The organism is Zoogloea sp. (assembly GCF_023150065.1).
Classification (GTDB): domain Bacteria; phylum Pseudomonadota; class Gammaproteobacteria; order Burkholderiales; family Rhodocyclaceae; genus Zoogloea.
On the sequence record NZ_JAKLLN010000001.1, the window covers coordinates 1 to 16,241 of the forward strand.

The 16,241-nt window shown below is 65.5% G+C and carries 9 protein-coding genes; 1 reads left to right on the forward strand and 8 read right to left on the reverse strand.

Annotated features, from left to right (window positions below; translation table 11 throughout):
- Positions 1 to 428 (forward strand): DDE-type integrase/transposase/recombinase (locus L6Q67_RS00005; protein ID WP_296563270.1); only part of this gene is annotated, 428 nt, incomplete at its 5' end.
- 441 nt (positions 429 to 869) lie between these two features.
- On the opposite strand, the gene L6Q67_RS00010 is transcribed toward L6Q67_RS00005, so the two are convergent.
- The 8 genes from L6Q67_RS00010 to L6Q67_RS00045 form a co-directional block, all read right to left on the reverse strand.
- Positions 870 to 1,112, reverse strand: a complete 243-nt coding sequence (locus L6Q67_RS00010) for a helix-turn-helix domain-containing protein (protein WP_296563272.1) — start codon at positions 1,110 to 1,112, stop codon at positions 870 to 872.
- Positions 1,113 to 1,156: 44 nt separating this feature from the next.
- The gene (locus tag L6Q67_RS00015; RefSeq protein WP_296563275.1) at positions 1,157 to 8,791 is read right to left on the reverse strand and encodes a hypothetical protein; all 7,635 of its coding nucleotides are present in this window, start codon (positions 8,789 to 8,791) and stop codon (positions 1,157 to 1,159) included.
- A complete protein-coding gene (locus L6Q67_RS00020; protein ID WP_296563277.1) occupies positions 8,791 to 10,830 on the reverse strand; it encodes a hypothetical protein in 2,040 nt (679 codons plus the stop codon). The genes L6Q67_RS00015 and L6Q67_RS00020 overlap by 1 nt, the downstream gene beginning before the upstream one ends.
- A gap of 1,290 nt (positions 10,831 to 12,120) precedes the next feature.
- The gene (locus tag L6Q67_RS00025) at positions 12,121 to 13,512 is read right to left on the reverse strand and encodes a P-loop NTPase fold protein (protein WP_296563280.1); all 1,392 of its coding nucleotides are present in this window, start codon (positions 13,510 to 13,512) and stop codon (positions 12,121 to 12,123) included.
- Between the two features lie 245 nt (positions 13,513 to 13,757).
- The gene (locus L6Q67_RS00030; RefSeq protein WP_296563283.1) at positions 13,758 to 14,255 is read right to left on the reverse strand and encodes a hypothetical protein; all 498 of its coding nucleotides are present in this window, start codon (positions 14,253 to 14,255) and stop codon (positions 13,758 to 13,760) included.
- A gap of 210 nt (positions 14,256 to 14,465) precedes the next feature.
- Positions 14,466 to 14,780, reverse strand: a complete 315-nt coding sequence (locus tag L6Q67_RS00035; RefSeq protein ID WP_296563286.1) for an HGGxSTG domain-containing protein — start codon at positions 14,778 to 14,780, stop codon at positions 14,466 to 14,468.
- Positions 14,777 to 15,703, reverse strand: coding sequence for a hypothetical protein (locus L6Q67_RS00040; RefSeq protein WP_296563289.1), 927 nt, complete (start codon positions 15,701 to 15,703; stop codon positions 14,777 to 14,779). The genes L6Q67_RS00035 and L6Q67_RS00040 overlap by 4 nt, the downstream gene beginning before the upstream one ends.
- Positions 15,700 to 16,170: a hypothetical protein gene (locus L6Q67_RS00045; RefSeq protein ID WP_296563292.1), complete on the reverse strand. Its 471-nt coding sequence runs from the start codon at positions 16,168 to 16,170 to the stop codon at positions 15,700 to 15,702. The genes L6Q67_RS00040 and L6Q67_RS00045 overlap by 4 nt, the downstream gene beginning before the upstream one ends.
- Positions 16,171 to 16,241: the final 71 nt, after the last annotated feature.

A 16,241-nucleotide genomic window follows, 5' to 3' on the forward strand; every position in this document is an offset into this window, starting at 1 on the left:
GTTACATCGTCGGCTGGCGCGTCAGCCGCTCCATGCACACCGAGTTCGTGCTGGACGCACTGGAGCAGGCCTTGTGGGCACGTCAGCCCCAGCGGGATGCCTTGATCCACCATTCGGACAGAGGGGCTCAATATGTGTCCATCCGCTACACCGAACGGCTCGCCGAAGCAGGCATCGCGACATCAGTCGGCAGCAAGGGCGACAGCTACGACAACGCCTTGGCCGAGACGATCAACGGACTCTACAAAGCGGAGTTGATCCATCGTCGCGGGCCCTGGAAGAACGCTGAAGCGGTGGAACTGGCCACCCTTGAGTGGGTGGCTTGGTTCAACCATCATCGGCTGCTCGCGCCTATTGGCTACCTGCCGCCGGCTGAAGCTGAGGCACACTATTACCGCAGCCAAACCGGTCAGGCTGTGTTGGCCTGACTAAAACCAAACGGCCTCCGCGAAACCCGGGGCGATTCATTCAGGCAGTACCGGCCTTTGTCGTCGGCACGGATGGCGGGGAAGGGAGTGGCAAAACACCCCCCCGCTGATCGAGAATTTCGGCACATGCTCCCTGGAGCTACACTGCCAAAACTGCCAAATCCAGAAAAGACAGTTTTGACAGTACGGTCCTGGCACACGTAGGTGGATTTACTCAGGAAGCTGGCGCCGCGCCGCTCCCGATATCCGATCGACAAGGACCAGGCCCAGCCCTGCCGCCGTGGAAGCCTCCACCGCCACCGGGTCCGCCCACCAACGGTGTATGGGCAGGCGTCCCGCCACTCCCCATCACATCCACCGGCGCAATGTCGTACCCGCGCCGGCGGATCCATCCCGCCGCCACGAGCTGCACGAACTGCGGGGCGTTACTCCCGGGCAGGCTCATGCCTCCAGGCCCGCGGCGACCGCTGTCCGGGTCTTCCCCTGCCGTCCTCCCTTCTCCCGCTTCAGCGCCGTCTGGCTGGCGATCTGCGCTTCGATGTAGGCCAGCACATCCCGCTCCATCAGCACATAGCCGTGGCCGATGCGGGCGGCCGGCAGGATGCCTCTCACCACCAGCTTCTCGGCGGTCCGCACATGGATATTCATCAGCTGGGCAGCGCCCTTGATATCGACCGTGGTCATTCGGTTTTTCCTTCGCTGTAGGTTCATCACGTTGCTGCCGGGGCTCACATCCCCGAGGCCATCCGGTACCGCTTGGCCACCTCCTGCGCAAACTCCGGCCCCTCCATCGCCCGGGCCTGCTGTACCGCCTTGGCCGCGGCCGGCACGCCCAGCACCAGGCGCGGCGGCGTGCCGCGCAACAGCGCCTCGGCGTTGGCCTGGGAGATGGATGACTGCTTGAGCACCTGGCGGATCTGGGCGGGGTTCATCCCGGCTGCCTGGGCGGCCTGCACCAGCCGGCGCATCTCGGTGAAGGCCTCCGCCTGCCGGCTCTGCGCTACCTCCCGGGCATCCCGGATGTCCTCCGGAGACACCGGATTGACGCTCCGCAGGGTGCGCGTCAGCACCTGCTTGGCCTCGGTCATCGCATCGTTGAACTCGAAGGAGCGGTAATACAGCGCCGTCTTCGGATCCATCGTCGAAGCCCGCCAGCCCAACAGCGCCGTCATCTCGTCGTTGAGGTCGTAGGGCTGGCCGCTGCCCTCCCGGCGTATGCCCTGGGCCGCCAGCGTCAGCCGCTCGATGTTGCCCACGAAGCCCGGCTGCAGGGCCTTGCGCAGATGGTTGGCGATGGCGCCGGCCTGGTCGAGGGCATCGGCCCCCTCCTGATACACCTTCCCACCGGAGTCCTTCTTGTTGGCCAGCACCTGGAAGATCGCCGCGGTGGCGATGTCCGCCCCGAAGAAGGGTGTGAGCATGTCCTTGATCGCGCTGGCCGCCGACTTCTCCCAGGGCTGATCCCGCAGCATCGCCGTGATCGGCCGCTTCCAGTAGCCGTACGGGTCCAGGAAGCTCATGTCGAAGTAGCGCAGCTGGCCCTTCTCGTCGCGGCCGGCGAAGAGGAAGGTGGAGTTCTTCTGCCACTCCGGCGCCAGGTCGCGCAGCGCCTCCTCCTCATCGTCATCCACGCCGGAGCCGGCCTTGCTCAGGGCGGCCAGGCCATAGAACAGGCCCGACACCACCGCCATGCCCACCGCCCGCTTCATCCCCAGCGCCCGCAGCGCCGGGTTGTCGCTCTTCAGGTCGGCGGCGGTCATGCGCAGCATGTTCGCGCTGGTGCGCACGATCTCCGCCGGGAAGGACACGAAGGTGCCCATCAGCGGAAAGCGGCTCAGCTTCTGGATGCCGGCGCCCACCATCGAGTACGTGGGGTAGGTGTCGCGGATGCGCTTGGCCGCCTCGCGCTCGGCCTCGGCCACCGGCAGCCCTGCCTTCAGGAGCCCAGCCTTCTCGTTCTCGAAGCCGATGATCTTCCAGAAGTCATCCCCGAAGCTGTAAAAGCCCTGGGCCACCTGGTTGATCTGCTTCACGCCGCGCAGGCCCTTGGCGATCGCGCCGTCACTGGCGCCGAAGGCCCGCATCACCGTGTCCATGCCGCTGTCGGCCTTGGCGTCCTCGATGAAGCGCATCATCTCGCCCGCGTAGGGCGTGTCATAGACCACCCCCAGTTCCTTCAGGTGGCGCAGGTAGGCAAGGTCATCGCCGGTGGCGTTCTGGCGCACCTGCTCCCGGAAGGCCGCCACGCTCTTCTTCATCTGGGTCAGGTCGAAGTGACCGTTGGCCAGGGCGAAGAACATGGCCGACTGCCAGTTGCGCATGGCCGTGGTGGGGGACAACACGGTCTTCCCGTACTTCACCAGGCCATTGGCCCGCACGATGAACCGGTACAGCTCACCCATCTGTTCCTTGCCCAGCGCATCCTTGAAGGACTGGGCCACCTCCGGGAAGGTCCAGAGTCCGTTCAGCGGGGCATAGACCTCCGAGCCCTGGGCGGCGATCTGCGTGGTGGCCGAGGGTGGCCGGTCCTTGCCCTCGAACAGGAAGGTGCCCATTCCCATCTCGCGCACCCGATCCAGGAAGCGCTGGTTCCAGATCAGCCGGCCCATCTTCGTGGCGGACTTGGTGAAGTTCAGCCGTGGATCGGCGTATTCCCCGAGGAGCGCCCGGATCACCGGCGGCACGTCCTTCCTGCGCATCAGCACGCTCAAGTCCTTGGCGCCCAGCTTGCCCTCGGCGATGAAGCTCTCCATCGAGTCGTAGGCCGTGCCGTTTTTCAGGATCTCGGCCAGCGCCACCTCCGCCAGGCGCAGCGCCTCGGCCTCGCCGGTCTTGCCGCCCTCCATGTAGCCGTCTTTCAGGTACTGCCGGGCCGCGTTGAGGGTGGCCGTCGGCACCTTCTGGAACCACTTCGGATCGTCGAAGGCCTGGTACGACCGGTGCACGTAGGCGCCGACGTTGTTCCGGATCTTCTCGTACAGCCCGATCTCGTTGATCGCCTGCGCCTTGTCGGCATCCCGGCCGCTCTGCTCGGCCTTGGCCTGCAGCGCGTCGATCCTGCCCTGGATGATCTGCAAGTATTCGCCGGACAGGCTGTCGATGTACTGGCGCATCGCCACCACGGCCGTCTTCGTGGCCTTGGGCAGGCTGCCTGCCACCTTGCCGGCCAGCGCCTCGGAGAGGGTCCGCTGCTGGGCCTGGGTGAGTTTGTCGAAGGGCGTGCCGAAGTCCTGCTTCACGGCCTGCTCGAAGCCGCCCACGATGTGCCGGATGTCGAATTCCACCGCCTGGAACTTGCTGTCCCGGGCGATCTTCTCGGCAAAGACTGAATCGGGCAACAGGCCACCCGGAGCCAGCCAGCGGCGCAACTGGCCCTTGGCCTTCTGCCACAGGGACTTGTCCTGCTCGCGCAGCCGGGTGTTCTCGGCGGAGAAGGGGTCGTTCGGATCGGGGCGCGGCCGGCCGGCGGCGCGGGCGGCGGTATCCCGGAGGCGCTCGGCGACCCGCCCCACGCCGTTACCTTCTGGCGATCCTCGAGAGAACGCGGGCGCGGGGCCGGCCTTCCCATCCGTCACCACCTGCCCGCGCGCCGCCTTGCCCACCCCGGCCATGGCGTAGGCCACCAGGTCGTCGACCGTGATCGCCTTGAGCTCCACGCCATGCGCCAGCGCCCATGCCCGGACCGTGGCCACGAAGTCCCGCACCATGTCCGCCACCTTCCGGCCGATGTTGTGCTCAATCCAGGCGAGGATGGGCCCGTCCGCCCGGGAGAAGCCGCTCTGCCGCCCCTCCTGTGCGGCCATCTCCACGATGTATGCCGTGGCCTCGAACGGATTGCCCGTCTCGCCCACCGTCTCCATCCGCTCCGCCACCCGATCCAGGAAGACGCGCAAGGCCGGCGCCTCCTTCGCCCGGCCTTCGATCAGCGCCAGGGCTTTCTGGTCGAGCGCCTGGCGCTGCTGGCCGTGGACCATCTCGTGCAGCACCACGGCGGAGGCGGAGTCCTGGGTGAGGTTCGGTCCCACCAGGTAGGTGATCCCGGTTTTACTGTCGTACAGCCCCTTGGTGTGGATGCCGTCCCCGGATTCGAAGAGCTGCACGGCGTCATCCAGCTTCCGGCCGGAGTGGTCGGCAAACTCCTGGGCGTTGCCGATCACCACCAGGCCGCCTGGCTGGCCGAGGGCGCCGCGGTCCAGCATGGTCTTGATGGCGCCGGCCAGCTTCGGGAAGCGCTCGGCGAAGATCGCGGGCAGGGATTCCGCCGTGATGCTGGGGCGGGGCAGGGCAGGGGCCGCGGACTTCTGGGCGGTTGGGCTGCCGGCGGCTTCCGGGTTTGCTACACTGGGGTTGCTCTGGCCCCGAGCGATGGGGGCGCCCTGCCCGGACTCTTCTGCAGGCGCGCCAGCGTATGGGGGCTGTTGTCCGGTAGCAGCGGGTGCGGGTTCGCTCCCATCCCAGAGCACCTTCATCCCCTTGCGCTGCTGTTTCGCCAGATAGTCGCGGCTGGCCGGAAAGGCCGTGTTGATGCGGTAGTAGTCGCCGCCGTCCGCTGGCTCGAGCTGGACGAACATCACATCCTGCCGCGTGCCGCTGATCGCCACCAGCATCTGGCGGTTGGTCGCCTGCAGCACCTCGTTGAAGTTCCTCGCCACGAAAGAGACGAACGCCTCCACCGAGGTGAAGCCCGCGTTGCGGATCTGGTTGCCGTGGTTCGCCTCGATGTGGGCCAGGCCCCAGCCCGTGCCGTTCTCGTTCTGCACGCCGTGCTGAAGCCGGATCTTCCCCGCCTGCCGGCGCATCGCCTGCGCCATCTCCGGCGTGATCTCGCCGAAGTCGATGGAGCCATCCGGCGCAGCCACGAACTCGCCGGCCTGGCCAGCGCTGCGGGAGAACCGCAGGCCACCGGCCGGCGCATCCTGCTCGGCCGCCGTGTCGCCGCCCTCCGCCTCCTGCAGCTTGCGCGCCATCTCCTGGTCCAGTGCCTCGGCCCGGGCGGTCGATTCCGGCGAGGCCTGCGCCGCACCGCCGGCCTGCTGCCGATCCAGCCAGTCCATGAACGGCGCGCGGCGTTCGTTCAGGGTCTTCCCCGCCGGGATGCCGGCCGCGTCGTACAGCAGGCGCTCCACCTGGGGCACGCTCGTGCGGAACTTGAAGTTCGGCGCGGCCTCGATGTCGGCGGCTCGCTCACCGGTGAGGGCCGAGACAATCGCCGTGCGCGCGTCCGCATGCTCCGGGCCGCCCAGCCCATCGGGGGCGCCGACCCCGTCCGTGCGGTCCATCAGGATCTGCAGGGCCCGGCCTACTGCCGGCGATGCGGATTCGCCACGTTGGCCACCACCTGCCGCCACAGCAGCGGCGCCAGGCTTCTTGTCGATCGGAGCTGCAATGCGCTGACCAAGCGGCGCAGCAGTGTTGCCGCTCTTTGCCCAGTCCTTGAAGGCATCAAAGCCCATCGGCGTGATGGCGCCGCGCCGCTCCGCCCCCTTTCCGTCGGAGAAGTGCGCGTCGTACAGGGCCCGGGCCTCCTCAAGTGAGGAAGCCCCCAGGATGGCCTTGTGCTCGTCAAATTTTCCCGTGCGGTTGTCGAACTGGTCCACCACGAAAACCGGGCTCTGCACCGGATCGGCCTTGGCGATATACACGTCCACCTGATCACCATCCGCGCCCTGCGTGCGCTTCACATACCCGTAGTGCGCGCCCATGGTCACAGACCACGGCTTCCCGCCCGGATCGATCCCGGAGCGCGTGGAGCCCTCCGGATTCTCGATGGCAATGTCCAGGCCGCCGACGCTCACGTGGCCCTTCTTGTAGTTCCCGGCCTTGGCCTGGGCTTCGGTGGGCTGGGCCCGGTCATTCCTGGGCGAGGTCGCAGCTTCGTGTGCCGCCGCGTCGATGGCCTCCTGTCCGGCGGCCCGGGATGCCATCGCCTCCACCAGCTTGCCCTGCAGCGCCGAATTGATCTTCGCCCAATCCGCCCGATGCACGTTCTTGGCGATGATCGGCGGCACGCCCTGCAGGCGCCCGGCCAGCGCCGTCCGCTGCCCGGCATCCATGCGGGCCCAGGTCTCCGCGGGGCTCGCGGCCGCCGGGGTGGCCGGAGCAGCCGCTGCCGCCGCTCGCGCCGCCCGCACCCGCTCGAGGCCCTCCCGCAGGTTCTTCGGCGGAGCCAGCGGCACCTTCTCGGCAGGCGCCCGACGCTCCCGGATGCCCATCGCGGCCGGATCCAGCTCATTCGGCGCAGAGGGCTCGACCTCCAGGGGCGCCGGCTGCGCTGCGCGCACGTCCTCGAAGCGCTGGATGGTCCGCAGTTCGTCCTCGGTCGGGGCGCTGTCGCGGTAGCCCTCCCGACGCAGCGTCGCCGCGAAGCGCCCAGCCGGGTTCGTCGTCTCCGGATCGGCCAGCACCGCGTCGAGTACCGCGCGCCGCCGGGCCTGCGCCTCCCGCTGCATGGATTCCGCCGTGCGCCGATCCGCTTCGGCCAGGTCGAACTCCCGGCGCTGCCCCTGCCGGTCGGCGATGCCGGCCCGGCGCTGGGCCACGTCCTGGCGCTCCTGGCTCACCAGGTCGGCGAGGTCGTTCATTGCGCCGAAGGAACCGGAGGGGGCGGCCTGCGGGCTGGGCGTCGGCGTGGTCTTGCTTGCTGCGGGAAGCGACGAAGGAACGATCTCGTCCAGGGGCACGTAGCTCACGGCCTCCCGGTCATTGATCGCTCCTCGCACCATCGCGTAACGCCGTCCGTCCGGACCCGGCTGGGACATCACGTCGACCACCTCGATCGGCAGATCGAAATCCCGATTGCGCCAGATCGCCTGCTGCCCAGAAGCAACGGACGCATCCGGCCCGATGCGCTCGAAGGTCATGCCAGGATCGGCAGCCAGTCGCGCCTCCTGCGCCGCTCGGACCTGTTCGGCAGACGTAGCGCCGTCGGCCAGCGTGGAAGCAGCGCCAAGCCGAACGTCTTCAGCCGCCTGGGTCTCGATCGCAATAGCGGCGCCGGCCGACAGGGGGCCGGTTGCCGGGTCGATGCCCATAGCGGCCTTGCGCATGGCAGCGAGTTCTTCGGCAGGCGGCGGCGTGTAGGGAATCGGTGCTCCGCTCTCGAGATCCACCTTCCGGCTGATCTGCTGTTCGTCCAGCACCGGCGGTGGCATCACGCCTGCGCGCTCTAGGGCCTGTTCGTCCAGCACGGGTGCGGGTGCAGCAGCAGGGGGCGGAGTCTCGGCGGGTGGAGTTTCGGCAGCCGGGGGCTGCTGCTGATTCGCCGTGGTGGCAGGTCTCGTGACGGCTTGATAGGCCTTCTGTCCGGCAAAGGTGGCGGTGCTCTGCCCGAGGGAGGAGAGCGCCTCCAGCGCCGCACCCTTGGAGTCCCAATCTCCAGTAGCAATGCCCTGACCCAGATATTCGCCCGCATACTCGCCGGCTGGTTCAAGGGCTGCCGTACCGACGTTGCGCGCAATCTTTTGAGTGCCGGAGGTTGCAGCCTTGTATTCAGCGTCCGCCGCGATCCGAGCCGCAAAGTCCGGGGAGGCTCTGGCCGCTTTCACTGCGGCCCTATCGGCAACATCTACTCCCATTCCTGCCAGCGCCCGATCAGTTGCGGCGCGAGCTGGACCGGAGAGCAGCTTGCTGCCTGCTCCCATGGTCAAGGTGTCGATGGCTGCGATGATGCTTCCCTTGGTCGCCGTCGTGCCGAGCACCGAATCGCCGTTCCTCTCGAGATATGCTTGGACGGCTTGACGATCTTCGGGGTTGATGCCTGCTGTGTTCAGTGCCCGAAGCACCTGCTCACCGGTTTCCATGGCCGTGTTGCCAGCAGCGCTGCCAGCAAAAGCACCTCCGACAGTGCCTGCCACCGTGCCGACAGGGCCAGCCGAAGTTCCGGCCGCACCACCAGCGGCGCCCCCCGCTAGCATGCCGGCCACGGGCAAGACCATGTTCGGGATCTGCTCGACAATTCCGCCCCCCATGGCGGATAGATTCTTCCCGGTTGCACGAACAGCCGCCGGAATCGATGGAGCTTCGCGCCAGTCCTTCGCAAACTCGCCGGCCACCTCCTTGATGCCACCGGTGATGCCGTCGCCGCGCTCCCAGGCCGCCATCAGTTCGTTGCCTTCCTTCGTGCCCGGGTTTTCTCTGCGGTACGCGGCGCCTTCTGCTACGCGCTGAGCTGCGCCGGCTGCATCTCCGGTGGCAAGGTTGGCAAATGTCTGTGCGGAATTCTTGGCTTGATTCACGCCCCGCATGAAGGGGCCGTCGGATGTGCTCTCCTTGCCATACTCCGGATCGTGAAACGGGTTGGCCTGGGACGCCTTGCCGGGCTCGAGTCCATAGTTCGGGTCTTTGAACGGGTTGGTCTCGGCCATTACTTCACACCCACCAGGTAGCGTGCTGCGGCACCTTGTCCATAGACTGCATCGAACATGGCGGCCTGGTTCGGGCTCTTCTTCAGCGCGTCGATATGGTTCTGGGGAGGCGTCGAAGATCCTGCGGAAGCTGCCTTCGGCGGAAACACATACTCGCCGGTCCGCTGATTGACCGGGATCGTGCTCAGGATGGGATTCCCCAAGCCGTCCGTCCCGGTTTCAACTTTCGCCATCGAGAATGCGGGCCGCTCTTCCTTGCCCTGCACGGCCAACAGCTGCCGCGCCAGCTCGTTGCGCCGGGTCGGGTCGGTCTCGGCGGCAAGTTGCCGCTGCAGATCCGCCTGCCGCTGCGCCTTCTGCAGTTCCAAGACCTGCGCCTGGTTGGAGAGGCCGGCGGTGACGGATTTTGCGGCGGAGTCTTGCCGCCGCAGGGCCATCTCTTGCTGGTCGAGGCCCTGTTTTGCCGCCGCATCCTGGCGCCCGCTCAGGTGGTTCAGTGCCGCAATCCGGGAGGCGGCCTTGTCCGAGAAGAGCAGATCCCCCACAGCCTCATCGGGCGTACGCTTCCGGAAACCGATGCCGCCGCCGGCATTGAAGTTGATCTGGTCCTGCAGCTCGCCCATGCCGGCGCGGATCTGGTTTTCCCGCTGCAGGATGCCCATCACATCGTTGCCGCCCACGCCGGACGCGCGTTGCTCCCCCACGGACCCAGGCCCGAAGCCCAGGCCCGGAGCAGCCGGTGCCGCCGGCAAGGAGGCATCGTTCCGCAGAGATGCCGGCTGGAAGCCGCCCACCGGGTTGCCCTTCATCTCGGCCACCGCCTGGCCAGGATCGATGTTCGTGAAGAGCGGCGACTTGCCGAGCTGGTTGATGCGCTGCACGCCGTTGGTGTTCGCCACGGGCGCCACGGTGTAGGGCACCGGGCCGGAGTTGGGGGGCGTGGTGCCCGTGGTGGTGCCCGGCTGATCGACCTCGTTTGCCGCGGCGCCTGCAGCAGAGGATCCGGGAACGACGGGGGAGGAGGCTGCGGCCGGACTTTTCGGGGCGGCGGGGATGCCGGGTGGTACCGCAGGCTTCTCGGGTTCGGCGATCAGCCCTTCGCGGTTCTGGTCTCGGATGGCATTCGTGCGCGACTCGAAGGGCGATGGAACCATGGCGCTCAGCGTCTCGCCGTAGGCCGTGCCCAGCGAGTTGAGGGGCCCCTTGATCGGGGAGGTCGCGGGTGCTGTGGGCCGGGTGGTTGCAGGCCCACCGATCTGGCCGGAGGAGGTGCGGGCAGGATCCAACGCCGGGAGATTCGATACCGGGTTGTTCCCGGTGGACGGACTCTGCAACCTCGCGCGGTCATCCTCCACCACGCCGCCATTGACGAAGTAGAGCGCATCCGTGGACCGCTGCTCCTGCACCGGGGTGTGGGTGGCGTTCTTGAGCTGCTCCAGCACCCGGGCGCCAATCGCCTGGAGCTGCTCCGGAGATACTTGGAATTCCCCGTTCGAGAGATTCACGGGTACGGCGTTGGCGCTTGCACCCTGTCCGTTCTCGCGCTGTGCCTTGCTCTTGAAGCCGATGCCCGGTTCAGGCTTGCTCTCGGCCTGTGCAGCCTGGCGCTGGGATCGAGGCTGGAAGCCAAAGCCCTGGCCGGCTGCGGGCGCCGGAACGTTCCGCATGTAATCGGGCTGGAAGCCCAGGCCAAGGCCGGGCGCCTTCGGCCGGTCCGCCGGGTTCATGCCCGAGCGGAACCCCAGGGCGGCCAGGTTCTGCTCGCCGATCTGCGCCACGGAGTCCGCCGGCACGATGAAGGAGCCCTGTTCAACCGCCGTCTTGATCGAGTCTGAGGTGCCGGTACCGGGGCCGCGGATCGGGCCGGACCCGGTTGCCTGTGCGAGAAGGGCGGCGGCGCGACTGCCGTGGCCGAAGCCCAAGCCCGAGGCTTCGGGGTCAGGAGGAGACGACTGCTTGTTGCCGCGCACCTCGCCGCCGTCGGCGAGTTTCTGGGGGTGGGCCTGGGGCCGGCTGGAACGTTTCTGGAATCCGAACATGAAGGTCTCCCGTGAGATGTATCTCGGGAGTCTTCGGGGCGCCCACGGAACAGGCCACCCCTTCAGGGGGTTGGGCTGTGCTCGGCTGTGCGTGGCGCGTCCGGGCGCATTTCGGGGGGGGCGGTGTGACATGCCGGCTGAAACCCCGGGTTTCATCGGAAACCTGCCTGGAAACCTCTGGCTTGGAAACCAGGTATTCGCTGGTAACCGACTTGGTAACCACTTCCTGGTAACCCGGGGTTTCCGTGGATACCGCGTTGGATACCAAGGCTTTGGATACCCGAGGATGCTAGGGTTACCGGGCCCGATAGCGGGTGTCGATGACCTTGAGATCCGAAAGGCCCGAACAACGCCGCGCTGCTGGATGGTCAGGCTCCCGGCGACTGGGTGCTCGTGCGGGCAGTAGTTTGTGACATGAGCTTCATGTTGCTCTGGAGGGCGACACCAACATCCACGTGTTCTCGCTGTTCATCGACATCTTCCCAGGCTCCGGGGACATCCAGCTCTACATCAACCATCCCCTCCCAATGAGAACTATTTTTTCATTTTTACCAAGGCAGTAGGCTCAATGGCTGGGGGGCGAGTTCAGGGGCACATAGGTGCTTCTCAACGAGAAAAACTGCCAATCACAGAATTGAATCCAGCACAACGTGAACCTGAGGAGATATCTGACGTGCAGGGGACGCGACAGGCTCGAATACAATGCGCTACATGCGTTCAGCAAAACTGAATGCAGAAAAGGAAAGAGCCCGACGGCGCCAACCGACGAGCTCTTTGTGAGGCGCCTTGGGGTCGGCCTGACCTGCCAGCGCTACACGGTGTCTTGAAGAGACCTTCAAAGTGTAGCTGATGGCAGCCGGAAACCCCACAACTGCGTGGAGACTGCCATGATCCGTTTCAAGCGGACCCGCAAGAGCACGCAGCTATCCGTGACGGGTGACGTACTGCTGTTGCTGATGCTGCTGTACTATCTGACGTTCTGAACGTCGAGCCCGGGGATGCCCGGGCTTTTTCTTGCCCCGAGCCTTGGTTGCGCAGGTGATACCAAGTTCTTTCCCGGCTCTACTGGGTGCGCCTCCATGGTCCCATCCCCACCTGTGACCACGATCTGCGCCACTGCGCAGAACGTCTCTGCGTCGGTCAGGCTGGGCGGCTCAATGCCCTCCCAGCGCTGGACGTAGTCTTGAACCACCACGGCATGCAGGGCCGACAGCGACACACGCCGCGTGTCACGGGGGTGCAGGGGGATGAGACGGGTAGGGTGTTGCGTATCAGTCCACGTCAGCGAGATCAGGATGAGAAATGCTCGACCAAATTGATTGCAGTGTCGATGCCGCGAAGCCCGCCAATGGGCGGAAGCTGGAGATTGCCATCGAACCCACTTCTCAGTATGTTGAGGGCGTCCATTCTATCGACGCGTCCCTGCCCAATCTGGCGGGCGCCGTCGAGTTCCGAGAGAAATGCGGAACTCATCCCGCTATAGCTGAGTGCCCGCAAATACCATTCGAAGTACGTCCCTCCATGTGTCTCCAGGTAGTTAAGAAAGCGCTTGGACTTGCTCAAGTCTATGAGCACGTCGTCGATGGTCTTGCTACCGTGTAGGAGACCCTGGTAGAGCTCTGGTTGCTTGATGCGGAGCACGATGGCCATGAACAGGTTCATGAATGACCATTGTCGCGCCCTGGGTGATGCGATCTTGGTCAAGGCGTAGTGCGTAAAGCACTTTTCCTGATCTCGCGGTGAGCAGGAGAATGCATCGAACAGGCTGGATACAAGGTTCTGGGTTGAGAAGGGGCCTGTGAAACCACTTTGTTTGGAGTGCGCTTCAATCGCTTCAGCAAGACCAAATTTCCTGAAAAGCTCGCCAACGAACGTGGTGCCATTTCCCTTTGGAAGGTTGAACTCCAGGTCAAAGAACCTGCGGAGATAGCCGCCGACATCCATGTCTGCCCCGTACATGGACTTGATGCTGTGTCCGAGCTGCTCTCGATCCAGTGCAAGCACAAAGACCACACCTGGCACGCTGAAGAAGTGCTTGATGACTTCCAGCACGCGAACGGCGAAAGGGGGCCGGCAGCGATCGAGCTCGTCGACGAAGATGACCAGTGGCTTACCGCTGACGCCGATCTCCTCTGCGAGCTCCGTGAGCGCATCCTTGAAACCGGCGATGGAGGCCTTTGCTTCTGCGTAGGCCTCGATCTGAGCTTCGGCAAGCTTGCCCGCTTCGTCGACGAGAAGGTCTTTCAGGGCGTCGTTATCGATATCGACCATCCCGGCCGTTGCTGCCTTGATCGCGAAAGGGAGCGCACCACGCACGAGCTTTGAACCAAGGCGCTTGAATACCGCGATCTTCTCCGCTGCAGGATCGGGGCACCCCTTGGCAGCGAGTTCTTCAGCTTGGCTTTGCAAATCGCCCAAGAGCGCCACCATGGCGTCATCCACGAAGTCGCTTTCCCATGCGTTGAAGAGCATGGTGGTGAAGTCGCCTTCAAGCTGGGTTCGCCACATCTCAATGAAGGTGGACTTGCCGGATCCCCATGTGCCATTTATGCAGAGCACGAGGCCATCCGGTGCTGAGTTGAGCACGTTTGTAAGTACTTCAGCGCATGCCTTGCGGCCAAGCCGATCTTCGGCGTAAGGAGCTTCTTTTGTGATGGTGATCGGGCTGGGTTTGAAGTTCATGGGCAGGGCCTCGCATGCAGGATGTCTCAATTATGCAATGTGAGCTCACGCTGCGCGGGGTGTGGCATCAAGGTGGGGCATGGGTCCTGAAGGTCCAAGGCTCGCCAAGCTACGCCTAGCGCGGAGGCTATCGGCCAGCCAGGTAGTCCGAATTGGGGGCGCTGACTGTCAGGCGGAGGAGGAGCACAAACCCCGGCATGGGGCCAGGGGGAAGGTAACGTCAGTTTCGACAGGCTCACGAAACCTTACCGATTCCCCCGAGCCCTTCCAGCCGCCTCGAGCTTCAGCCCCCACAAGGTGTGCCGCAACTGGGCATGCGCCCGTTCGTAGGCATCAGAGGCGGCTTCGAATTCCCGTTCCAGTGATGCGGACTCGGCTTCGAGCACTTGCTGCGCATCCTTCGCGGCGTCGATCTGCCAGGTCAAGCGCTGGCAGCGTGCCCGGCCGTCGGTCGCTGCGGTGAATTCCAGATCCCCCAGCGCAAGATCCACTGCAGCCAGACCACGGAAGCCGGACCGGACTTCCTCTTCCGCGGCCTGCAGTGTCTCGAGGCGACTAGCTACTGAATCCGCTCGCAAGGAGTGCAGCTCCCAGGACACCTGGGATTGGTAGGCGGCCTCGGAGGCCTGGTCCATGACGGCCTGCAGCGCGGCAAGGGCCGGGTGATCCAGGAAGCCCTCGTCGGGCAGTTGGTGCGCCGCTTCGATGACCTCGGCCGGCAGCTCGTTTGCGATCTGATGCATGTTCCGTTGTCCTTCTCTTGCGTGTTGCAGCAGGGTGCAAGGGGGTAACGTTTCGCGACCCCCTTGCACTGCAGCTTCATCACCTCGGGTGGTGCGGGATTCCCTGCGTACCGGGCTGCGTACCACCGTCTTGCGTACTTGATCCGCCCCCATTGGGTACCGATTCAGGAGCCCAATCGATCATGAAAAAGGCAAACTTTTGTCAGCCCCTCATGGGCTTCGCTTTGCCTTCGGCAGAAGCCCGTTCATGGCAGCCCTCGCCTTGCCCGCATCGGATGTGGGGCCGGTGCTGAGCCCTCCATGGAACTTGCATCGGCCGTTCTCCCAGAGGTCCGTCCGCTTGCACGGTGTTCCGGCCCGCGTCTTCGCACCGCAGGTGAGCCCCCGCAGCTCATCGGGGTATTGAGGGAATGTCGGTGGTGGGTGGCCGTAGCCCTGGGCCTTCCAGGCGGCGTGGATCTCCGCCCGGGCCTGGATGTACGCCTTCAGCAGCTTGCGCCGCTCGCGGTCTGGATCCTCGGTCATGCTCCACCCACCAGATTCATCAGGATGGCATCCGCTTCTCGCGCGCCCATCCGGTTTTCCTCCCCCATGAACCGCAGCACCGCGACGGATTCCACCTTGGTGCGTGGACGGATCTCGGCCAGCATCCCGAAGACGAACCAATCCCGGGCGGTGGCCTCGGGGGGCGGGTCACCTCCGTGGCGGCACACCGCCTCACGCAGGCGGTACAGGTCCGACCAGAAGCGCAGTTCGTGAAGGCAGTCGGCCAGCGTCTGGGGCATCAGCTCGGGGCGGTCCTTGAACCGGGTGGCCACCTGGTTGCAGTCGAAGTCATGCAGGGCGCCGCTTCGCTCCAGCCCGGCCAGGGTTTCGGTGCAGAACAGCTCCGCGGGCGTCGGATCGAACAGCGCATCCCCGAAGCGGGCCCGTGCTTCGTTCTGTCTGCAGTTGCGCTCGATGGCCTTCTTCGCCAGCCCCTTCAGGTCACCGAAACCCACGGTTGCAAGGCCGGCAAACGGGTTGCCTGGATTCGTTGCCTGAAGGAAGGCGGCGTATCGATCCTCCAGCGTCTTCAGCGGTGTCTTGATACGGGTGGCCGCCTCCATTGCCTTGTCGATCAGCGCGGCGTCGCCGGTGTTGATCACCGCCTGCAGCCACAGCACGGCATCCAACTCCGCATCGCCGGTGACGCGCTCCTTGGGCGGCAGTTCGGGCACGGCCGGCAGGGTCTGGCTGCTCTCGCGGATCGGCGGCAGGCTGAACAATGCGCGGTGCGCCGGGTTGTCGCGGAAGACGCCGGCCCTGGAGCAGATCGCCTTCACCGTGCCAAGTGGCAGGCCCGCCAGCATGGCCACCTCCCTGAAGGAATGCCGGCGGCGCAGCTCGAGCACCTGCTGCCGGACGTCCGCTGAAACCCCGGGTTGCGTGGATGTCCCGTGGATCATGCTTCATCGTCTTCCGGGGTGGGGGAGGGCGCCTTGGACTTCGATGATCGCTCCAACTCACGGACCTTGAGACGCAGATCGGCCAAGGCCTGAATGACGGTCTGTTCGGTATCGATCCCGAGGTACTGCAGGGCGGCCCCAGCCTGAACGCCCGCCAGCGTCCGATCCTCGCGGGGCGTGAGCGTCAGCACTTCATCCCCAATCTCGATCTTCACCAGGCCATCGGGCATGACGGTTTTCGAGATGGGGCGCGCCGGCGGATGCAGGATGGCCGGAACGAACACGCCGCGGCTTTTCCGGATCAGTGCGCCGTCGTCCACCAGGGTGGCCAGGCGGTCATCGATGATCGTGAGGGAGAGGCCGGTGAATTCCCGCAGCGCCTCCCGGGTGACCATCTGCTCGGTGTTGTGCAGGTCCTGCACCGCATCGAGGATCTGCTGTTTCGTTGTTCGCTGGATTGCCGCCATCAGTGTGCCTCCTGGGTCTGCTGCATCGTGGTGCCTTGCTGGAATCGTGGGTTTGTGAAAATCGGGCCGCT